Here is a 20,700-nt window from a genome sequence, read left to right on the forward strand (position 1 = left end):
GGCACGGCGTACGTGCGTCGGACCGCTCCGGCGTGAAGGCGCGCCTCTCGGCGTCCTCGGCTCAGGTCTTCTTACGGGCCGTCATGGCGCGCTGGATCAGGATGAACGCGCACAGCAGCACACCGGTGGCGATCTTCGTCCACCAGGAGCTGAGCGTGCCCTCGAACTGGATGATGCTCTTGATCAGGCCCAGGACGAGGACGCCGAAGAGGGTGCCCAGGACATAGCCGGAGCCGCCCGTCAGCAGCGTGCCGCCGATGACGACCGCGGCGATCGCGTCGAGTTCCATACCGGTCGCGTGCAGCGGGTCACCGGACTGGATGTACAGGGTGAAGAGCAGGCCGGCCAGGGCCGAGCAGAAGCCGCTCACCGTGTACACGGCGATCTTGGTGCCGCCCTGCGGCAGGCCCATCAGCATGGCCGACTGCTCGTTGCCGCCGATGGCGTACACCCGCCGTCCGAAGCGCGTGTAGTGCAGGACGTAGAACGCCACGGCGAGGACGACGAGCGCGACGATGGCGCCGACCGACAGGAAGCCCATCCCCAGCGACGCCTGCGCCTGGGCCATGCTGCTCACCGTGGAGTCGTCGATGGCGATCGACTCCTTGCTGATGACCAGGCACAGTCCGCGGAAGAGGAAGAGGCCGGCGAGGGTCACGATGAAGGGCTGGATCTCGAAGTTGTGGATCACATAGCCCATCAGGAAGCCGCCGAAGGCTCCCACGCCCAGCGCGATGGGGATGACGACCAGGATGGGCAGGCCCTGCTCCTCCACCAGCCATGCGGTGAGCATGGTCGTGAAGCCGATCACGGAGCCGACGGACAGGTCGATGCCGCCGGACAGGATGACGAAGGTGGCGCCGACGGCGGCGACCAGCAGGTAGCCGTTGTCGATGAAGAGGTTGAGGAAGACCTGCGGTTCGCCGAAACCGTAGTTCTGGTAGCGGCTCAGGCCCGCGATGTACATCACGAGGAAGAGCGAGGCGGTCACCAGGACCGGCAGGCGCCGGTCACCGAGCAGCCGGGCGGCCTTGGACGTCGTGGTCGAAGGGGTACGACTGCCCTGGGTCTTGGGGGTCTGGGTGGTCGCGCTCATCACGACACCTCCATCTTGGGGGCTGCCGCGGTGGTCGGGGTGGTGTCCGCCGGGGTGGCGGCCGGCGTGCCGCTTCCCTTCGCGCCGGATCCGGAGCCGAACCTGGCGCCGAACACCTTGGCGCGGAACTTCGGGGACTGCAGCAGGCAGACGACGATGACGACGGCCGCCTTGAAGACCAGGTTGGTCTGGGTCGGCACCCCGATGGTGTAGATCGTGGTGGTCAGGGTCTGGATGACGAGGGCGCCCACCACCGTGCCGCCGATGGAGAACCGGCCGCCCAGCAGCGAGGTGCCGCCGATCACCACGGCGAGGATCGCGTCGAGCTCGATCCACAGACCGGCGTTGTTGCCGTCCGCGGCCGAGGTGTTGGAGCTGATCATCAGGCCCGCGATACCGGCGCACAGGGCGCAGAACACGTACACCATGATCTTGATGCGCAGGGACCTGATGCCGACCAGGCGGCTGGCCTCGGCGTTGCCGCCGACCGACTCGACCAGCAGGCCCAGCGCGGTGCGGCGGGTCAGTGCCACGGTGACGGCCACGACCGCGGCCACCACGAAGATGGAGAAGGGCAGCGTCAGCCAGTAGCCGCCGCCGATCAGCTTGTACGGCTCGCTGTTGATGGTGATGATCTGGCCGTCGGTGATCAGCTGGGCGACACCGCGCCCGGCGACCATGATGATCAGCGTGGCGATGATCGGCTGGATGCCCATCCGGGCGACCAGGAAGCCGTTCCACAGACCGCAGACCACCGCGGCCAGCAGTCCGATGCCCATGGCCAGCAGCACCGCGGACAGGGCGCTCTGGTCGGCCTGGTCGCTGATGTACGAACAGGTCAGGGCGCCGGTGATGGCGACCACGGCGCCGACGGAGAGGTCGATGCCGCCGGTGGCGATGACCAGGGTCATGCCCACGGCCACCAGGATGAGCGGCGAGCCGAACAGCACGATCGAGACGAGGCTGCCGTAGAGGTGGCCGTCCGTCATCCGGATCGAGAAGAAGTCAGGGGTGAAGGGAACGTTGATCAGCAGCAGGGCGACCAGCACGGCTACCGGCCAGAACAGGTGATGCTGCGTCAGCGCTCGCCATCGGGGAGTGGTGGTCACTGGTGCTCTCCGCTCGCGATGGTCTCCAGGATCCGGGTGGGCGTGATCTCGGGGCCGTTGGCGATCTGCGCCACCAGCTTGCGGTCGCGCAGCACGCCGATGGTGTGACTGAGCCGGAGGACCTCCTCCAGCTCGGCCGCGATGTACAGCACTGCCATACCTTCCTCGGAGAGCGAGACCACTAGTTTCTGGATCTCCGCCTTCGCGCCCACGTCGATGCCGCGCGTCGGTTCGTCCAGGATCAGCAGCTTCGGCTGGGTGATGAGCCAGCGGGCGAGCAGCACCTTCTGCTGGTTGCCGCCGCTGAGCTGGCCGACGCGGGCCTCCGGGTTGGCGGGACGGATGTCCAGCGCCTTGATGTACTTGGCGACGAGTTCGTCGCGCTGGGCGGCCGGGATGGGCCGGGTCCAGCCGCGGGACGCCTGCAGGGCGAGGATGATGTTCTCCCGCACCGTCAGGTCGGGTACCAGGCCCTCGGTCTTGCGGTTCTCCGAGCAGAACGCGACGCCGGCGGCGATCGCGTCGTTCGGGGCGCTCATCGAGACCTGTTTGCCGCCGATGGTGACCTTGCCGCTGTCGGGCTGGTCGGCGCCGAAGAGCAGCCGGGCGAGTTCGGTGCGGCCGGAGCCGAGCAGACCGGCGAGGCCGAGGACCTCGCCCTTCTTGATGTCCAGGTCGAAGGGGGCGACGCCGCCGGTCCTGCCGAGGCCGTCCGCCTGGAGCAGGCTCTCGCCGACGTCGGCGTGCAGCTGGTGCTCGTGGAGCTCCTCCAGCTGGTCCATCGCCTTGCCGATCATGAGCTGGATCAGTCCGACCTGGTCGAGTTCGCTGACCAGGTGTTCGCCGACCAGGGTGCCGTTGCGCAGCACGGTCATGCGGTCGCAGATCTCGTAGATCTGGTCGAGGAAGTGCGAGACGAACAGGATCGCGACGCCCTCGTCCCTGAGCTGCCGCATCAGGCGGAACAGTTCGAGGACTTCGTCGCGGTCGAGGCTGGACGTCGGCTCGTCCAGGACCAGCACCTTGGTGCCGCCTCCCGCGCCGTCGCTGTCGCCGGTGCCGACCGACCGTACGATCGCGACCAGTTGCTGCACGGCCAGCGGGTACGAGGACAGGGGCGCGGTGACGTCGATGTCGAGGCCGAGCCGGTCGACCAGCTCCGCCGCCTCCTTGCGCATGCGCTTCCACTGGATGCGGCCCGCGCGGGTGGGTTCACGTCCGATGAAGATGTTCTCCGCCACCGACAGGTTGGGGCAGAGATTCACCTCCTGGTAGACCGTGCTGATGCCGGCCTGCTGCGCCTGCAGCGGGCTGCCGATCCGCACGGACTTCCCGTCGAGGGTGATCGTTCCGCCGTCCAGCGAGTAGACGCCGGTCAGCACCTTGATCAGGGTGGATTTTCCGGCACCGTTCTCGCCCATCAGGGCGTGGATCTCACCGGGGAAAAGCCGGAAGTCGACACCCGACAGAGCCCGTACCCCCGGAAACTCCTTGACTATGCCCGTCATCTCCAGGACGGGCAGCGGCTCTGCCATGGCAGCGCTCCTCATCGATTTCGTTCAGGCCCGCAGGGAGCCCCCTTGACAGCCCCTCAGCTGAGGGGTCGGTCGGGCGGAGGCTCCCTGCCGGTGGCTGCGGTCGGTCAGTACTTGCGGGTGGGGAGCGCGGCCTTGGCCTGGTCCTGCATGAAGTCGCTCTCCTTGGTCTTGATCCAGCGCTCGACCGTCTCGCCGTCCTTGACCTTCTGCACGACCTCCATCAGCTGGGGGCCGAGCAGCGGGTTGCACTCGACGATGGCGTTGATCTTGCCCTCGGACATCGCGATGAAGCCGTCCTTCACGCCGTCGACCGTGACGATCAGGATGTCCTTGCCGGGCTTCTTGCCGGCCGCCTCGATGGCCTGGATGGCGCCGATGCCCATGTCGTCGTTGTGCGCGAACAGCACGTCGATGTCCGGGTTGGACTGCAGGAAGGCCGCCATGACCTGCTTGCCGCCGGCGCGGGTGAAGTCACCGGTCTGGCTGACGACGATCTTCCAGTCGTCGGCGTGGTCGGCGTCCATGACCTCCTTGAAGCCCTTGGCGCGCTCGATCGCGGGGGCGGCACCGGTGGTGCCCTCCAGCTGTGCGATCTTCACGGGACCCTTGTGACCGGCCTTCTCCAGGACCTTCTCCAGGATCTTGGCGGCACGCCGGCCCTCGTCCGTGAAGTCCGAGCCGACCAGGGTCACGAACAGGGACTCGTCGGAGGTCTCGACGGAGCGGTCGGTGAGGACCACGGGGATCTTCTTGGCCTTGGCCTCCTTGAGCACCGCGTCCCAGCCGGTGACGACCACCGGCGAGAAGGCTATGACGTCCACGCCCTGGGTGATGTAGCTGCGGATCGCGGAGATCTGGTTCTCCTGCTTCTGCTGCGCGTCGGAGAACTTGAGGGTGTAGCCGGCCTCCTTGGCCGCCTCCTTCACCGAGTCGGTGTTGGCGCTGCGCCAGCCGCTCTCCGAGCCGACCTGGGAGAAGCCGAGGACGAGCTTCTTGGAACCGCCGCTGCCGGAGGTGGAGGAGGAGCTGTCGTCCTCCTTGGCGCAGGCCGCCAGGCCGGTCGCAGCCGCCACGCCGACCGCCGCGGTGAGGAAGTTCCGTCTGTTGAGCATGTGTCTTCTCCTTTGAAGAGCCGGTCCGGGATGGACCACTGGTACTCGATGGGACCGGCCGCACTGCGTCCAGCCTGTCGATCATTGTTCGAAATGTCGGCCGTATGGGTGGATGGAAGTCGATCGTCCGTGAGGTGATCGACCGGTGCCGCGTCAGCCGGGCGCGGCCCCCGATTGAGGGGCGTACGGGAACGTACTGGCCCGGACGACGAGTTGGGGTTCGATGGCCACCCGGGACGTCCCGGAGGGGGTCCGGCCCTCGATGAGATCCAGCAGCAGGGCGATGCTCCGCTTGCCCACCGTCGCGAAGTCCTGCCGGACGGTGGTGAGCGGCGGAGCGAAGAACTCCGACTCCGGGATGTCGTCGAAGCCGACCACCGCGACGTCCTGGGGAGTGCGCACTCCCGCCTCACGCAGAGCCCGCAACACCCCCAACGCCATCTGGTCGTTGGCGACGAAGACGGCGGTCAGGCCCCGGCCCACCCAGCCGGCCAGTTCCTGGCCCGCACGGTAACCCGACAACGGACTCCAGTCACCCCCCAGCGGGAGCGGCGGTTGCACACCCGCCTCCTCCAGGGTCGCCCGCCAGCCGTCGGTCCGGTCCACCGCCTCCTGCCAGTCCTCGGGTCCGGCGAGATGCCAGACCGTGCGGTGACCCGAGGCCAGCAGATGGCCGGTGGCCAGCCGCGCACCCAGGAACTGGTCCACGTTGACGCTGGGGATCTCCACGCCTGACCCGGTTCCCACGGCCACCACCGGGAAGGGATGGCGCAGTTCGGCGAGGGCCTCGACCGCCGACCGCTGCGGGGCGAGGGCGATCACCCCCTCCACGCCACCCTGGCTGAGGTGGGCCAGGGCCTCGGACAGTGTCTCGACCGTCAGTTCGCGCAGACTGACCGTCGAGACGACGTACCCCTCGGCACGAGCGGCCTCCTCGAGCGCGAACAGCGTACTGGCGGGCCCGTAGAGCGTGGTGTTGGAGGCGACCACACCCAGGGTCCGGGTGCGCCGGGTCGCCAGGGCCCGGGCGGAGGAGTTGCGGCGGTAGCCCATCTCCTCGATCGCGTGCAGCACCTTGGCCCGTGTCTCGTCCCGCACATTGGGGTGGTCCCCCAGTACGCGGGACACGGTCTGGTGGGACACGCCGGCCATGCGTGCCACGTCGGCCATGGTGGGCGGCCGAAGCTGTGTGTAGGTCACGGCCGCTCCTCCCTGGTGATCGTCTGCCGATAGGCCCTGTGGGGCGGATAAGTCCTGAGGTCTGGGCGGGCGGGTCCGCACCGTCGGCTTCACCCCGGGGTACCGGAGAGCCTCATGGCACCGGACGGGAGGACGAGTGGGAGCACAGCCGGCATGACGCTCGTACCTCCTTGGGTGCCGTGGGGCGACAACTGATGGATGCGGAGGTCATTGTGAGCGCTAACAATTCATGGCGGTCAAGAGGGCTGCGTCAGGGAGGTCGTCACGGTTGGATAACGCGACAGGCGGCGAGGGAGGGCTGTTGGGACCGCCGCCCGCCACCCCGACCCTCGTGAAGAAACCGTTATGTGTTCCACCCATTGACACCCCGACCGGGTCGTCCTTACTGTCGCGACAGCATTTCGAACAAGTGCCGAAATTTCGAACAGCTACAAAGGACAGGGAGTACCGTGCGCATCACGGGAATCAGCACGCACGTGGTAGGGACGCCGTGGCGGAACCTGACCTACGTCCAGGTGCACACCGACGAGGGACTCACCGGAGTCGGCGAGACCCGCATGCTGGGCCACACCGACGCTCTGCTCGGCTATCTGCGTGAGGCGGAGGCCAACCACATCCTCGGGTCCGACCCGTTCGCTGTCGAGGATCTGGCCCGCCGCATGAAGTACGGCGACTACGGCCGGGCCGGCGAGATCGTGATGTCCGGCATCGCCGTCATCGAGATGGCCTGCTTGGACATCAAGGGCAAGGCTCTCGGCGTGCCGGTCTGGCAGTTGCTGGGCGGCAAGGTCACCGACAAGGTCAAGGCGTACGCCAACGGCTGGTACACGACCGAGCGGACGCCGGAGGCCTACCACAAGGCCGCCCAAGGGGTCATGGAGCGCGGGTACAAGGCGCTCAAGATCGACCCCTTCGGCACCGGGCACTACGAGCTCGACCACCAGCAGAGCCTGTACGCCGTCTCCCTCATCGAGGCGGTGCGTGACGCCATCGGGCCGGACGCCGAGCTGATGCTGGAGATGCACGGCCGCTTCTCCCCCTCCACCGCCGTCCGACTGGCGAAGGACCTCGCGCCCTTCAAGCCCGCGTGGCTGGAGGAGCCGGTCCCGCCGGAGAACCTGAAGGCCCTGGAGAAGGTCGCCGCCAAGGTGGACATCCCGGTCGCGACCGGTGAGCGGATTCACGACCGCATCGAGTTCCGGGAGCTCTTCGAGAGCCAGGCCGTCGACATCATCCAGCCGGACGTCGGCCACATCGGCGGCATCTGGGAGACCCGGAAGCTGGCGGCCACCGCCGAGACCCACTACATGCTGGTGGCTCCGCACAACGTGGGCGGCCCGGTGCTCACCGCCGCCTCCCTCCAGGTCGGGTTCAGCTCGCCGAACTTCAAGATCCTCGAGCACTTCAACGACTTCGCGGACGCGGAGATCAAGAAGGTCGTCAAGGGCGCGCCCGAGGTGATCGACGGGTACTTCCACCTCTCCGACGCGCCCGGTCTCGGTGTCGAGCTTGACGTCGACGCCGCCGCCGAGTTCCCGCAGCAGCAGGCGCGCTTCGACCTGTGGGCCGAGGGCTGGGAGCAGCGCAAGCCCAAGGGCGCCAAGTGAGCACGGCCGTCGTCGTCGAGGCACCGGGCGAACACCGGCTGGTCTCGCACGAGCCCAGCCGGCCGGAGGCCGGTGAGGCGCTGGTACGCGTCCACGCGGTCGGTATCTGCGGCAGCGACCGCGAGCTGTACCAGGGCAACCGGCCCGAGGGGTACGTCCGCTACCCGCTGACGCCCGGCCACGAGTGGTCCGGGACGGTCGAGGCGGTCGGCGCGGGCGTCCCCGAGGCGCTCGTCGGCCGGAAGGTCGTGGGCGAGGGCTTTCGCAACTGCCAGGTCTGCGACCGCTGTCACGCGGGCGAGACCACCCTGTGCACGGCGGGGTACGAGGAGACCGGGTTCACCCAGCCGGGTGCGATGGCCACCACCCTCACCCTGCCCGCCCGGTTGCTGCACGCCCTGCCGGACGACGCCGACCTGACGGCGGCGGCCCTGCTGGAGCCGGCGGCCTGCATCGCGGCCGCCGCTATCAAGGCGAACGCGCGGCCGGGTGAGCGGGTAGCCGTGGTCGGCACCGGCACCCTCGGGATGTTCGCGATCCAGTTCCTGAAGGCGGGCTCCCCGGCGGAGCTGCTGGTCGTCGGCACCCGCAACGACCGCGAGGCGCTGTCGAGGCAGTTCGGCGCCACCGGCTTCCGCACCAAGGACCAGGAACTCCCCGACGACTTCGACGTCGTCATCGAGACCGCCGGGTCCGCCTCCGCCGCGCGCACCGCCGCCTCCCTGCTCCGGCGCGGCGGACGCCTGGTCCTGACGGGCATCCCGGCGTCGGGCGCCGAGGGTCTCGACCCGACGGACCTGGTCGTGCGGCAGCTGGAGGTGCACACCGTCTTCGGGGCCGCTCCGGACGCCTGGGCGCACACCGTGCGGGTGTTCGGGGCCGGGCTGCTGGACCCGCTGCCGCTGGTCACGCACGAACTGCCGCTCGACGGGTTCGCCGAGGCGATCGAGCTGGTGGGGTCCGGCGATCCGAAGGTGGGCAAGGTACTGCTCCGCCCCTAGACGTACGCCGGTACGGGGGCGACCTGACGGCTTCCGTACCGGCGTACACCCAAGCCCCGCACGACTTGAGCCGCGAATATTGTCCGAAATATCGAACACGAAGGACAGCTTGTGACGACCGACGCTTCCGCCACGGCAGCCCGCAGACCAGGTGAGCCGGCGCTCACCACGCTGGGCCTGGGCGCGCCCGCCCTCGACCCCGCCGACGCCTCACCGCACACCTTCCCCGGCGGCGGCCGCTGGCGCACCGAGATTCCCTCGTGCGAGGGTCCCGAAGCGCTGGCCGTCGTCCTCAAGGAAGCCTCGAAGCTCGACGTGCCGATCCACCGGATCAGCCAGGGCAGCGGTGTGTGGATGCTGACCGACGCCGAGATCACCGAGATGGTCGACGCGACGGGCGAGCGGGACATCGAGCTCTGCCTGTTCACCGGCCCTCGCGGCACCTGGGACATCGGCGGCTCGACCCGTACCGACTCGCGCGGCGGCGGCCTGCGCGCCCGCGGCCACGACGCGGTCGCCGGGTGTGTCGAAGACGCCGTGCGCGCGACGGAGTTGGGCGTCAAGTGCCTCCTCGTCGCCGACGAGGGTGTGCTGTGGACGCTGCACCGGGCGCGCCTGGCCGGGATCATCCCGGCGGACACGACCCTCAAGGTGAGCGCCCTGATCGGTCCGGTCAACCCGGCCGCGTACGCCGTATACGAGAACCTGGGCGGCGACTCGGTCAACGTGCCCAGCGACCTGACCCTCGACCACCTCACCGAGATCCGGCGGGTCTCCGCCGCCCCCATGGACATGTACATCGAGGCCCCCGACGATCTCGGCGGCTATGTGCGGATGTACGAGGTCGCCGAGCTGATCCGGCGCGGCGCACCGCTCTACCTGAAGTTCGGCCTGTCGAAGGCCCCGGGGATCTACCCCTACGGCCATCACATGCGGGACCTGACCCTGTCCACGGCCCGGGAGCGGGTGCGGCGCGGCCGGCTCGCCCTGGACCTGCTGGCACGGCACGGAGTGGGCGACGACATGGCCCCGCTCGGCTCCCGGCTGCCGGGCACGCTGAAGCGGTTCGGAACTCCCTCATAACGTTCCGGACAACGCCCCTTCACAAAAGCAGACGCGGCCACACACAATCCCACACATCTTCTCGGTCGCATCGCGCATCGCACGACGGACGGCACCCGCACCGCCAGACCGAGCCAGCCCCACCACGTCAAGGATGATGATCATGCGTACTCGCCGAGCCGCACTCACCGCCATAGCCGGCGCCGCCTCCCTCGCCCTCACCCTGTCCGCGTGCGGTCAGAGCGGTGAGGGTGGCAGCGAGCAGGAGACCGGCAGCGCCAAGGGAGGCACCATCGGCATCGCGATGCCGACCAAGTCGTCCGAGCGCTGGATCGCCGACGGCAACAACGTGGTCAAGGACCTCAAGTCCAAGGGCTACGAGACCAAGCTGGTCTTCGGCGAGGACGACCCCGAGAACCAGGTCTCGCAGATCGAGAACCTGATCACCCAGGGCGTCAAGGCACTGATCGTCGCGGCGATCGACAACAAGTCGCTGAACGGCGTGCTCCAGCAGGCCAAGGAGGCGAACATCCCGGTCATCGCCTACGACCGTCTGATCCTCGGCACGGAGAACGTCGACTACTACGCGTCCTTCGACAACGAGAAGGTCGGCGAGCTCCAGGCCAGCTACATCGTCGACAAGCTCGGCCTGAAGGACGGCAAGGGCCCGTTCAACATCGAGCTCTTCGCCGGCTCCAACGACGACAACAACACCAAGTACTTCTTCAACGGCGCGATGAGCGTCCTGCAGCCGTACATCGACAGCAAGAAGCTCGTCGTCAAGTCCGGTCAGACCAAGCTCACCCAGGTCACCACCCTGCGCTGGGACGGCGCCACCGCCCAGCGCCGCATGGACGACATCCTGACCGGCTCCTACAAGAGCGGCCGGGTGGACGCGGTGCTCTCGCCGTACGACGGCATCTCCATCGGCATCCTGTCGGCGCTGAAGTCGGACGGCTACGGCTCCGGAAGCAAGAAGCTCCCGGTCCTCACCGGCCAGGACGCCGAGCTCGCCTCGGTGAAGTCGATCATCGCGGGCCAGCAGACGATGACCGTCTACAAGGACACCCGTGAGCTGGCCAAGGTCGCCTCGAACATGGTCGACGCGTCGCTGAACGGCAAGAAGCCGGAGATCAACGACGACAAGACGTACGACAACGGTTCGAAGGTCATCCCCGCCTACCTGCTGAAGCCGGTGAGCGTGGACAAGACCAACTACAAGGAGATCCTGGTCGACGGCGGCTACTACACCGAGGGTGACCTCAAGTAACCGTCGCCACCTACTGATTGGAAGGCACGACCATGGCGGGACCCGTCCTGGAAATGCGCTCGATCGTCAAGACCTTTCCCGGTGTCAAAGCGCTCTCGGACGTCACGCTGACCGTCCGGCAGGGCGAGGTCCACGCCATCTGCGGTGAGAACGGCGCCGGGAAGTCCACCTTGATGAAGGTGCTCTCCGGCGTCCATCCGCACGGCACGTACGAGGGCGAGATCCTCTTCGACGGAGAGGTCTGCGAGTTCAAGGACATCCGGGCGAGCGAGGCGCACGGCATCGTCATCATCCACCAGGAGCTGGCCCTGGTGCCGTTCCTGTCGCTCGCGGAGAACATCTTCCTCGGCAACGAGCACGCCACCCGCGGGCTCATCAACTGGAACGACACCCTCAAGCACGCCAGTGAGCTGCTGCGCCGGGTCGGTCTCAGCGACCACCCGGAGACCCGCGTCGCCGACATCGGCGTGGGCAAGCAGCAGCTGGTGGAGATCGCCAAGGCGCTGTCGAAGAAGGTGAAGCTGCTCATCCTGGACGAGCCGACCGCGGCTCTGAACGACGAGGACAGCGGCAAACTCCTCGATCTCATCCTGGAGTTGAAGAAGCAGGGCATCACCTCGATCATCATCTCCCACAAGCTCAACGAGATCCGCACGGTCGCCGACTCGGTGACGATCATCCGCGACGGGCAGTCCATCGAGACCCTCGACGTGAAGGCCGCGGAGACCACCGAGGACCGGATCATCTCCGGCATGGTCGGCCGTGACCTCGACCACCGCTTCCCCGAGCGCACCGCGTACGAGGGGGAGGTGGACGCGGCCCCCGCGCTGGAGATCCGCGACTGGACCGTGCACCACCCGATCGACCAGCAGCGCAAGGTGGTCGACGACGTGTCGATCCACGTGCGGCGCGGGGAGATCGTCGGCATCGCGGGCCTGATGGGCGCCGGCCGCACCGAACTGGCGATGAGCGTCTTCGGCCGCGCCTACGGCCGGCACGCGGACGGCACGGTCCTCAAGGACGGCAAGGAGATCCGTACGAAGACCGTCGCCGAGGCGGTCAAGCACGGGATCGCGTACGTCACCGAGGACCGCAAGCACTACGGCCTGAACCTCATCGACACCATCAACCGCAACATCTCGCTGAGCGCGCTCGGCAAGGTGTCCAAGCGCGGGATCGTCGACGAGCACGAGGAGCGCAAGGTCGCCGAGGGCTTCCGCAAGTCCATGAACATCAAGGCGCCGACCGTCTTCGAGCCGGTGGGCAAGCTGTCCGGCGGCAACCAGCAGAAGGTCGTCCTCAGCAAGTGGATCTTCGCGGGTCCCGAGGTGCTGATCCTGGACGAGCCCACGCGCGGTATCGACGTGGGCGCCAAGTACGAGATCTACACGGTCATCGACCAGTTGGCGGCCCAGGGCAAGGCGGTCGTCTTCATCTCCTCCGAGCTGCCGGAACTGCTCGGTATGTGCGACCGCATCTACACGATGGCCGCCGGGCGGCTCACGGGCGAGTTCCCGCGGGCCGAGGCCACGCAGGAAGTGCTGATGCGCCAGATGACGAAGGACAAAGAGGTAACCCGATGAGCACGGATGTGACCGCCAAGAGCCCGGCGCCTGCGCCGCCCGGCAAGAGCGGGACGGCCGGCGGCGGCCTGCTCCAGCTGATGCTGGACGGCCTGCGCCGCAACATGCGCCAGTACGGCATGCTGATCGCGCTCGGCCTGATCGTCGCGCTCTTCGCCGTCTGGACCGACGGTGACCTGCTGCTGCCGCGCAACGTCTCCAACCTGGTGCTCCAGAACAGCTACGTGCTGATCCTCGCGATCGGCATGATGCTGGTGATCATCGCGGGCCACATCGACCTGTCGGTCGGTTCACTGACGGCGTTCGTGGGCGCGTTCGCGGCCGTGCTGACCGTGCAGCACAGTGTGTCCTGGCCGGTCGCCGTGGTCCTGTGTCTGGCGATCGGCGCGGTGGCGGGCTCCGTGCAGGGGTTCTTCATCGCGTATCTCGGCATACCGTCGTTCATCGTCACCCTCGCGGGCATGCTCGTCTTCCGCGGTCTCACGGAGATCCTGCTGGAGGGCCAGACCCTCGGCCCCTTCCCGGACGGGCTGCAGAAGATCGGCAACGGCTTCCTGCCCGAGGCCGGCCCGGAGACCAACTACCACAACATCACGCTGCTGCTGGGCCTGGCCCTGCTGGTCTTCGTGATCCTCCAGGAGGTCCGCGACCGCAAGCGCCAGCAGGAGTTCTCGCTGGACGTGCTGCCGCGCAACATCTTCCTGCTCAAGCTCGTCTCCATCGGCTCCGCGGTGCTCGTCGTCACCCTGCTGCTCGCCAGCTACAAGGGTGCGCCGATCATCCTGCTGATCCTCGGCGCGCTGGTCGTCGGCTACGGCTACGTGATGCGCAACGCGGTGTTCGGCCGTCACATCTACGCGATCGGCGGCAACCTGCCGGCGGCGAAGCTGTCCGGCGTGAAGGACAAGAAGGTCACCTTCCTGGTCTTCCTGAACATGGGCGTGCTCGCGGCACTGGCGGGTCTGGCGATCGCCGCCCGTCTGAACGCGGCCTCCCCGAAGGCGGGCCTGAACTACGAACTCGAGGCCATCGCCTCGGCGTTCATCGGTGGCGCGTCCATGAGCGGCGGCGTCGGAACCGTCCTCGGCGCGATCATCGGCGGTCTCGTCCTCGGTGTGCTGAACAACGGCATGAACCTCCTCAGCGTCGGCTCCGACTGGCAGCAGGTCATCAAGGGCCTGGCCCTGCTGGCCGCGGTCGGGTTCGACGTGTGGAACAAGCGCAAGTCCGGTTCGTAGGTCAGCAGGGGCCCCGCCGTCCGGCGGGGCCCTTCTCTCTTTTCAGGCGCCGCACACGGAACTGAGGCAGAAACCGGTGAAGTCCCTCTTCGGCAAGCTCGCCGACGGCACGAAGGTCCACAGCTGGGCGCTGGACAACGGCGGCACCCGACTGAAGGTCCTCTCCTACGGCGGCATCGTCCAGTCCCTGGAGATCCCGGACCGGGACGGCCGTTACGCCAACGTCTCGCTGGGCTTCGACACCATCGAGGACTACGTCGAGGGGAGCCCGTACTTCGGCGCGCTGATCGGCCGCTACGGCAACCGCGTCGCCGAGGGCCGGTTCACCCTGGACGGCGAGAGCCATGAGGTGAACGTCAACGACGGCGCCAACAGCCTGCACGGCGGCGCCCAGGGCTTCGACACGCGCGTGTGGGACGTCGAGCCGTTCACCGAGGGTTCCGACGTCGGCCTGTACCTGTACTGCACCAGCGCCGACGGCGAGATGGGCTACCCCGGCACGCTCAGGACGAAGGTGACGTACACCCTCACCCGGCAGGGCGACTGGCGCGTCGACTACGAGGCCACCACCGACAAGGCCACCGTCGTCAACCTCACCAGCCACGTCTACTGGAACCTCGCCGGCGAGGACAGCGGCACGATCTACGACCACGAGCTGGAGATCGCGGCCTCCCGCTACACGCCGGTCGACTCGGGACTGATCCCCACGGGCGAGCTCGCCGAGGTCACTGGCACCCCCTTCGACTTCCGTCGCGCCAAGACGGTCGGCGAGGACCTCCGGGGCGCCCACCGGCAGTTGCTGTACGCCAAGGGCTTCGACCACAACTGGGTGCTCGACAAGGGCGTCACGCGCGAGCCTGAGCACGTGGCGACGCTCCGGGACCCCTCCTCGGGCCGCACGATGAGGATCGCGACGACCGAGCCGGGTCTGCAGTTCTACTCCGGCAACTTCCTCGACGGCACCCTCGTCGGCAGCGGTGGCACCATCTACCGCCAGGGCGACGCCCTCTGCCTGGAGACGCAGCACTACCCCGACTCCCCGAACCACCCGTCGTTCCCCTCGACGGTGCTGCGGCCCGGGCAGGCGTACCGCACGACGACGGTGCACTCGTTCCAGGCGTGACACCGCGGCACAAGGCCTGACCAGGAACGCCTCTTCACAGGTGGCACACAAGTTCTCACCGGTCTCCCAGCGGTTGAACAGCGTCACCCCAGCCTCCGTATGTAAGGGCGGCCCGTGCTCCCCCGCGCGGGCCACCCAATGACGACGGGCCCGGTCGTCCCCGCCAGGCCCGCCCCATACGGAGGCTCCCCTTGGCTGACAACGTCACCTCGCTGTTCCGCAGCACCGCGGCGCACAGCCCGTCGATGGCGGCGCTGACGCGGGAGGGCGGCGAAGGGGCCGGTCCGGTCGACTTCTGCATTCCCTGCAACCCCTACTTCCCCACCCCGGCCATGTTCGACGACATGGCCGGCCGGCTGCGGGACATCATCACGTACTACCCGAGCGGCGCCGACACCATCACGGCCGAGCTGTGCAGTCTGCTCCAGCTCCCGCCGCAGTGCGTGGCGATGGGCAACGGCTCGACCGAGCTCATCACCTGGATCGACCACCTGCTGGTGCGCGAGTCCCTCGCCGTCCCGGTCCCGACCTTCGGCCGCTGGACCGACCAGCCGATGGAGACCGGCAAGCGGGTCGACATGTTCCCGCTCCAGGAGTCCAGCGGATTCGCCCTGGACCTCGCCCAGTACGCCGAGTTCATCCGGGCCCGGGGTACCCGGGTGGCCGTCATCTGCAACCCGAACAACCCCGACGGCGGCTTTCTGCACAAGCACGCGATCGTGCAGTTCATGGACGCGATGGCCGACCTGGACCTGGTCGTGATCGACGAGTCGTTCCTGGAGTTCGCGGACGCCGAGGTCGAGCCGAGCGTCGTCCAGGAGGCCATGCTGCGGCCCAACGTGATCGTGCTGCGCAGCCTCGGCAAGAACTTCGGTCTGCACGGCATACGGTTCGGCTACCTGGTCGCCAACCCGTCCCTGGCTGGCCGGGTCCGGTCGATGCTGCCCAAGTGGAACCTCAACTCCTTCGCGGAACACGTGGTGTTCATGCTGAAGGAGCACGGCGCCGAGTACGCCCAGAGCCTCCAGCAGGTCCGCCGCGACCGGCTGGACATGGCGGGACAGCTCTCCGCGCTGCCCGGACTGACCGTCTACCCCTCCCAGGGGAACTTCCTCTTCGTACGCCTGCCCGTGGGCGCCGAGGGCACCGTGGTCCGGGACCGGATGCTCACCGAGCACCGGATCCTCGTCCGCGAGTGCGGCAACAAGATCGGCTCCTCCAGCCGCTTCCTGAGACTCGTGGTGCGCCCCCAGGTGGACGTGCGTCGCCTGGTGTCCGGCCTGGAACAGGTGCTCTACGGGACCAGGAGGGGAGCCGCCGTGCCCGAGCTGGCTACAGGGACCAGCTACAGCTCGGGTACGGCGGCCGTCGACCGGCTGGTCGGCGCCACCAACGGCGGCGGCATGCAGGGCCTTGCCGCTCAGGCCATGGCCGCCGCGCCGGGGCTCACGTCGGCCCCGTCCATCGGCGCCGGCATGCCGATGCCCGCGGTGGCGCAGACCGTACAGCCGGGACAGTCGGCCGGGGCCGGGATGCCGATGCCGGCGGCGGCCCAGGCAGCCCCGCAGCCGGTCGGCTACCCGGCTCCGGCTCCGGCCCCCGCTCCGATGCAGGCCCCTGTGCAGGCCCCGGTGCAGATGCCGGCCCCGGTGCAGATGCCGGCGCCGACTCCCGTGCCGGCACCGGCCCCGTTCCCGTCGCCCATGGCGGCGCCCGTGCCCGCCGCCGCCGCGATGACCGGCCCGACGCCGCCCGGTGTCCCCGCGCGTGGCGGCCTCACCGCCGCGCAGGTCCGCGGCATGACCGCCCCGAGCTCCGCACAGGACCTGTCCACCGCCCCGGCGACCGGCTGGCCCAACGCCCAGAGCTGGCCGAACGCCGCGGGGATGGGCCAGACCGGGTAAGGCGCCTCCTACGCCGGGTTGAGCCGCCACTGCTGGCAGTTGTTGCCCAGCCACGACCACTGCCGTACGTCGGCGGCGTCGGCGGTGGAGCAGTCGGCGACGTCGGCGACCTTGCCGGTGGCCTGGTTCACGATCCGGACGTAACCACTGTCGGTCGCGAGGAACCGGAACCGCTGGCAGGTGTTGTTCAGCCAGGACCACTGCCGCAGGTCGGCGCCGTCGGCGGACGAGCAGTCGGCGGTGTCGAGCACCTTGCCGGTGGCCACGTTCACCAGTCGGCTGGTGTCGTCGCCCTGGTCCTCGACACGCCACCGCTGGTTGTTGCCGCCGCTGCAGGCGTACTGCTGGACGTTGGCGCCGTCCGCCGTCGAACTCCCGGCGACGTCGAGGCACTTGCCGCTGTTGCGGTTGGTGATCGTGTACGTCGTCGAGGCGGTCGAGGGCTCACCCGACGGCCCGGTCATGCTCGCCCCGAGCCGGGCGGGCGTACCGAAGTTCGGCGTGCCGTCGGAGTTCCAGGTGAGCTTCTGCGCGCGGGCGGTACGGCCGTTGTCGCAGCCGTCGGAGGCGGAGTCGTTGGCGTGGTAGACGATCCAGTCCTCGGTGCCGTCGGGCGACTTGAAGTGGCCGTGGTGGCCGGGGCCGTAGACACCCGCCGCGTCGTCGCGTTGGAAGACCGGCGTCGACTTCTTCGTCCAGGAGGAGGCGGCGAGCGGATCGGAGCCGGTGAGGCTGAGCTGGCCGAGCTTGTAGTCAGGGGTCCAGCACCCGCTGGCCGAGTAGATCAGGAAGGTCCGTCCGCCGCGCTGGAGGATCTCCGGGCCCTCGTTGACCGTGCCGTTGCGCTCCCAGCTGAAGGTCGGCGTGGAGACGGTGGAGAAGCCGGTGGCGAGGGTGTACGGGTTGGACATCCGCGCCGCGACCAGGTTCTGCGTCCCGCCGCCGGTCGTGCTGCCGAACAGGTACAGCTGACCGTTGATCGTGGCGACCGTCGGGTCGAGCATCCAGCCGGAGCCCAGCTGCCCCTTGTAGGTGTACGGACCCATCGGGTCCGAGCCGGTGCTCTCCAGCACGTGCGAGCGCTGCGTGGGGTTGTAGTCGGAGATGTTCTGCCCGGCGACGTAGTACATGTACCAGCGCCCGTTGAGGAAGTGCATCTCGGGCGCCCAGATGTTGCAGCACCGGTTCGCCGCGTCGCCCTTCCACACCTGCACGCTGGGCGCGGTGGCCAGCCCTGCCAGGGTGGTGGACTTGCGCATGGTGATGACGTCGGTCCAACTCGTCGTCACCATGTAGTAGTTGCCGTTGTGGTACGAGATCCAGGGGTCGGCGCCCTTCTGCGCCTTCACCGGGTTGGCGAACGAGGCCGCACTCGCGGAGGGCTGTCCTATCGAGAGGGCCAGCAGCAGTGCTGCCAGCAGGGTCAGTATGCGACGGGCCATCCGCTGCTCCAGTTCAGTAGGTTGACGCCCAGCTTGGGCGTCCCGTTGTCGTTGCGGTCGTAGTAGTGGTAGACGATCAGGTCGCCGTCGGCGTCGTTCATGATCGATTGGCCGCCGGGGCCGATGACGCTGCCCTGCGACTCCAGCACGGGCGTGCCGCCGTTGTTCATCATCGAGACGCCGTTGCGGTCGACGTACGGCCCGGTGACGCTGGTGGCGCGGCCGACCTTGACCTTGTACGTCGAGGAGGTGCCGGCGCAGCAGGTGTCGTAGGAGGCGAACAGGTAGTAGTAGCCGCCCCGTTTGACGATGTACGGCGCTTCGACGGCCTTGGTCCCGGTGGGGCGGGAGGCGAGCGAGTAGCGGGTGGTGTTGGAGGACAGCTGCTTCCCGGTGGACGGGTTGAGCTGGATCATCTTCAGGCCGGTCCACCAGCTGCCGAAGGACAGCCACCACTTGCCGTCGCCGTCGACGAAGAGGTTCGGGTCGATGGCGTTGTAGTCGCTGGCGGAGCCGGACGTGTAGACCGTGCCCTGGTCGGTCCAGCTGCCGGGCTGTCCGGTGGCGGAGGTGGCGAGCCCGATGGCCGAGGTGTTGGAGCCGAACTTCGAGACGGAGTAGTACATCAGGTACTTGCCGCCGTGGTACGAGATGTCGGGCGCCCAGGCCTCGGGGACCGAGGAGTAGTTCCGCCACCAGCTCGGCCTGGCGGAGAAGGCGTCACCGCCGGCCCGGAAGGCGGTCCGGTCGCCGGACGTCCTGCTGCTGATGCCGCCGCCGGTGGCGTACAGCAGGTACTGCCCCGACGAGGTGCGGATCATGGTCGGGTCGTGGACGACCACGTCGCCGGTGACCCGGCCGGGGTTGGGGTACGCCGAGGCCGTGCCCGGTATCAGGGCGAGCAGGACGGCGGCGGGGACGGCGAGGAGCGCGGTTCGGCGGGAAGTACGGGAGGTGCGGCGCACGCGGGGCCTCCTTGCGTGGGGGATACGGTCCGTTCGGTATATCGATCACCGATCAGAACTTCGGACGGACCGTAGAATCGAACCCCTTGCGCGTCAATGGTTCGCGCAGCCCCGGTGGTCGCGCACCGGCCTCACGCCGCAGCCGGCACGCCGAGGCGCCCCCGCCGAAGCCCGCACGCCGCGCCCCTTACGCCGCCGGCCCGAAGTCCGCCTCCAGCCGTTCCCGCCAGCCCGCGTCCGCCAGTCCCGCTCCCACCAGTACGTCCCGCCAGTCCTCCTTGGCCAGCTGGACCGCGTCGAGGAGGCGGTCCATCCGGCCGCGGCCGCACAGCAGGGTCGCCGCGGCGATGCGCTCCTTGTCCTCGGGGCCGCCGCGCTCGGCCAGGTGGCTGACGAGTTCGGCGAGGAGCTCTTCCACGACATGCCCGTCGCGGCCGGGGAAGTCCTTGGCGATGCGTTTCTCGACGCGTCCGGTCAGCTTCATTCGCACTCCCATTCGCAGACCTTTCGAACCTTTTCTACCCGTTTGATCCCTCGCTACGTCACGCTACCCCGCCCGACCCCGCCGGACGGGCTGTCTCGCAAGGCACTTGACGGATCGTCGCTTTACCCGACTGACAGCTGACCGACAGAGTCCCCTCCTACAGTGCCGTGTTCATGACAGAAACCCCCGTGAACGGCAGAGCAGAAGCGGCCCCCTCCGTCGGGCGCCGCACCGTGCTGATCGCCACCGGCGCGACCGCGGCCACCCTCGCCGTCGGCGCCGCCACCCTCGACACCCCCACGACCGCCACCGCCGACACGACCCCCGTCGCCGCCGCCGCGGTCTGCACCCTCACCAAGGAGATGACCGAAGGCCCCTACCACCTCGACGGACAGTACGTCCGCTCCGACATCAGCGAGGACAAGACCGGCTTCCCCCTCCAGCTCACCCTCACCGTCGTCGACGACGACACCTGCGTGCCGCTGAGCGACGCCCTCGTCGAGATCTGGCACTGCGACGCACTCGGCGAGTACTCCGGCTTCGTCGGCAACAACGGGCACGACGAGCCCGACAACGGGACCTTCCTGCGCGGCGGCGTGCTGACCACGTCCGACGGCGTCGCGAGGATCACCACCGTCTACCCGGGCTGGTACCGCGGCCGCTGCGTGCACATCCACATCAAGGTGCACACGGACGTCACCCTCACCTCGGACGGCTCCTTCACCGGCGGCCAGGAACTGCACACCGGGCAGCTGTTCTTCAACGAGACGGTCACGGCCCGGGTGGGCGCCCTCTCGCCGTACTCGGCCAACACGGTCCCCCGCACCACGCTCGCCCAGGACTCCATCTACGACGAGGGAGGCGCCGCCTCGGGCCTGCTCACCCTCACCGCCCTGGGCGGCTCACCGTCCGCCGGTTACGCCGGCACGCTCACGCTCGGCGTCGAACAGGGCTGACGCGCCCCCG

General features: G+C 68.6%; 16 protein-coding genes and 1 pseudogene. 9 read left to right on the plus strand and 8 right to left on the minus strand.

What is annotated here, in order from left to right; translation table 11 throughout:
• Positions 1–61: 61 nt before the first annotated feature.
• The 5 genes from yjfF to AQJ84_RS11685 all read right to left on the minus strand — a co-directional run bounded on the left by yjfF (position 62) and on the right by AQJ84_RS11685 (position 6,055).
• Positions 62–1,096, minus strand: a complete 1,035-nt coding sequence (yjfF, locus tag AQJ84_RS11665) for a galactofuranose ABC transporter, permease protein YjfF (RefSeq protein WP_030043693.1) — start codon at positions 1,094–1,096, stop codon at positions 62–64.
• Positions 1,096–2,205, minus strand: coding sequence for an ABC transporter permease (locus AQJ84_RS11670; protein WP_053192061.1), 1,110 nt, complete (start codon positions 2,203–2,205; stop codon positions 1,096–1,098). The genes yjfF and AQJ84_RS11670 overlap by 1 nt, the downstream gene beginning before the upstream one ends.
• Complete coding sequence (locus AQJ84_RS11675) at positions 2,202–3,740, minus strand: sugar ABC transporter ATP-binding protein (RefSeq protein WP_030043696.1); 1,539 nt, start codon at positions 3,738–3,740, stop codon at positions 2,202–2,204. The genes AQJ84_RS11670 and AQJ84_RS11675 overlap by 4 nt, the downstream gene beginning before the upstream one ends.
• Before the next feature lie 107 nt (positions 3,741–3,847).
• Positions 3,848–4,855 (minus strand): ABC transporter substrate-binding protein, encoded by a 1,008-nt coding sequence (locus AQJ84_RS11680; RefSeq protein ID WP_030043697.1) that lies wholly within the window; start codon positions 4,853–4,855, stop codon positions 3,848–3,850.
• A gap of 153 nt (positions 4,856–5,008) precedes the next feature.
• Positions 5,009–6,055, minus strand: a complete 1,047-nt coding sequence (locus AQJ84_RS11685; protein ID WP_053192063.1) for a LacI family DNA-binding transcriptional regulator — start codon at positions 6,053–6,055, stop codon at positions 5,009–5,011.
• 449 nt (positions 6,056–6,504) lie between these two features.
• Between AQJ84_RS11685 and AQJ84_RS11690 the strand changes: the two genes are divergently transcribed.
• From AQJ84_RS11690 to AQJ84_RS11725, 8 genes and pseudogenes are all read left to right on the plus strand, one after another.
• Positions 6,505–7,662 (plus strand): mandelate racemase/muconate lactonizing enzyme family protein, encoded by a 1,158-nt coding sequence (locus AQJ84_RS11690; RefSeq protein ID WP_030043698.1) that lies wholly within the window; start codon positions 6,505–6,507, stop codon positions 7,660–7,662.
• Positions 7,659–8,663, plus strand: a complete 1,005-nt coding sequence (locus AQJ84_RS11695; protein ID WP_053192064.1) for a zinc-dependent alcohol dehydrogenase — start codon at positions 7,659–7,661, stop codon at positions 8,661–8,663. The genes AQJ84_RS11690 and AQJ84_RS11695 overlap by 4 nt, the downstream gene beginning before the upstream one ends.
• A 111-nt stretch (positions 8,664–8,774) precedes the next feature.
• Positions 8,775–9,746, plus strand: coding sequence for a hypothetical protein (locus AQJ84_RS11700; RefSeq protein WP_030043700.1), 972 nt, complete (start codon positions 8,775–8,777; stop codon positions 9,744–9,746).
• 142 nt (positions 9,747–9,888) lie between these two features.
• The gene (gene chvE, locus AQJ84_RS11705) at positions 9,889–10,995 is read left to right on the plus strand and encodes a multiple monosaccharide ABC transporter substrate-binding protein (protein WP_030043701.1); all 1,107 of its coding nucleotides are present in this window, start codon (positions 9,889–9,891) and stop codon (positions 10,993–10,995) included.
• A gap of 32 nt (positions 10,996–11,027) precedes the next feature.
• Positions 11,028–12,578: a multiple monosaccharide ABC transporter ATP-binding protein gene (gene mmsA, locus AQJ84_RS11710; protein WP_030043702.1), complete on the plus strand. Its 1,551-nt coding sequence runs from the start codon at positions 11,028–11,030 to the stop codon at positions 12,576–12,578.
• A complete protein-coding gene (mmsB, locus tag AQJ84_RS11715; RefSeq protein ID WP_030043703.1) occupies positions 12,575–13,816 on the plus strand; it encodes a multiple monosaccharide ABC transporter permease in 1,242 nt (413 codons plus the stop codon). Before mmsA ends, mmsB begins: the two co-directional genes overlap by 4 nt.
• 70 nt (positions 13,817–13,886) lie before the next feature.
• Positions 13,887–14,939, plus strand: a pseudogene (locus tag AQJ84_RS11720) (aldose epimerase family protein); the annotation flags it as partial.
• A 191-nt stretch (positions 14,940–15,130) separates the two neighbouring features.
• Positions 15,131–16,843, plus strand: a complete 1,713-nt coding sequence (locus AQJ84_RS11725; RefSeq protein ID WP_053192066.1) for a pyridoxal phosphate-dependent aminotransferase — start codon at positions 15,131–15,133, stop codon at positions 16,841–16,843.
• 8 nt (positions 16,844–16,851) lie between these two features.
• Here the strand turns inward: AQJ84_RS11725 and AQJ84_RS11730 are convergent, their stop codons facing one another.
• The 3 genes from AQJ84_RS11730 to AQJ84_RS11740 form a co-directional block, all read right to left on the minus strand.
• Positions 16,852–18,285, minus strand: a complete 1,434-nt coding sequence (locus AQJ84_RS11730; RefSeq protein WP_030043707.1) for a family 43 glycosylhydrolase — start codon at positions 18,283–18,285, stop codon at positions 16,852–16,854.
• Entirely contained in the window at positions 18,267–19,250 is a 984-nt protein-coding gene (locus AQJ84_RS11735; protein WP_030043708.1) for an arabinan endo-1,5-alpha-L-arabinosidase, read from the minus strand. Before AQJ84_RS11735 ends, AQJ84_RS11730 begins: the two co-directional genes overlap by 19 nt.
• A 187-nt stretch (positions 19,251–19,437) precedes the next feature.
• Positions 19,438–19,734: a hypothetical protein gene (locus tag AQJ84_RS11740; protein WP_030043709.1), complete on the minus strand. Its 297-nt coding sequence runs from the start codon at positions 19,732–19,734 to the stop codon at positions 19,438–19,440.
• A gap of 173 nt (positions 19,735–19,907) precedes the next feature.
• Between AQJ84_RS11740 and AQJ84_RS11745 the strand changes: the two genes are divergently transcribed.
• Positions 19,908–20,690 carry an intradiol ring-cleavage dioxygenase gene (locus AQJ84_RS11745; RefSeq protein ID WP_030043710.1) on the plus strand — a complete coding sequence of 261 codons (783 nt, stop codon included), beginning with the start codon at positions 19,908–19,910 and terminating at the stop codon, positions 20,688–20,690.
• The last annotated feature ends 10 nt before the right edge of the window (positions 20,691–20,700 follow it).

It is taken from the genome of Streptomyces resistomycificus, from assembly GCF_001514265.1.
GTDB lineage: Bacteria > Actinomycetota > Actinomycetes > Streptomycetales > Streptomycetaceae > Streptomyces > Streptomyces resistomycificus.

What these genes read in the sequence shown, in the direction of transcription:
- yjfF (WP_030043693.1), bottom strand. Translation starts at nt 1,096, where the DNA reads ATGAGCGCGACCACCCAGACCCCCAAGACCCAGGGCAGTCGTACCCCT.
- AQJ84_RS11675 (WP_030043696.1), bottom strand. Translation starts at nt 3,740, where the DNA reads ATGGCAGAGCCGCTGCCCGTCCTGGAGATGACGGGCATAGTCAAGGAG.
- AQJ84_RS11680 (WP_030043697.1), bottom strand. Translation starts at nt 4,855, where the DNA reads ATGCTCAACAGACGGAACTTCCTCACCGCGGCGGTCGGCGTGGCGGCT.
- chvE (WP_030043701.1), top strand. Translation starts at nt 9,889, where the DNA reads ATGCGTACTCGCCGAGCCGCACTCACCGCCATAGCCGGCGCCGCCTCC.
- mmsA (WP_030043702.1), top strand. Translation starts at nt 11,028, where the DNA reads ATGGCGGGACCCGTCCTGGAAATGCGCTCGATCGTCAAGACCTTTCCC.
- mmsB (WP_030043703.1), top strand. Translation starts at nt 12,575, where the DNA reads ATGAGCACGGATGTGACCGCCAAGAGCCCGGCGCCTGCGCCGCCCGGC.
- AQJ84_RS11730 (WP_030043707.1), bottom strand. Translation starts at nt 18,285, where the DNA reads ATGGCCCGTCGCATACTGACCCTGCTGGCAGCACTGCTGCTGGCCCTC.
- AQJ84_RS11740 (WP_030043709.1), bottom strand. Translation starts at nt 19,734, where the DNA reads ATGAAGCTGACCGGACGCGTCGAGAAACGCATCGCCAAGGACTTCCCC.
- AQJ84_RS11745 (WP_030043710.1), top strand. Translation starts at nt 19,908, where the DNA reads ATGACAGAAACCCCCGTGAACGGCAGAGCAGAAGCGGCCCCCTCCGTC.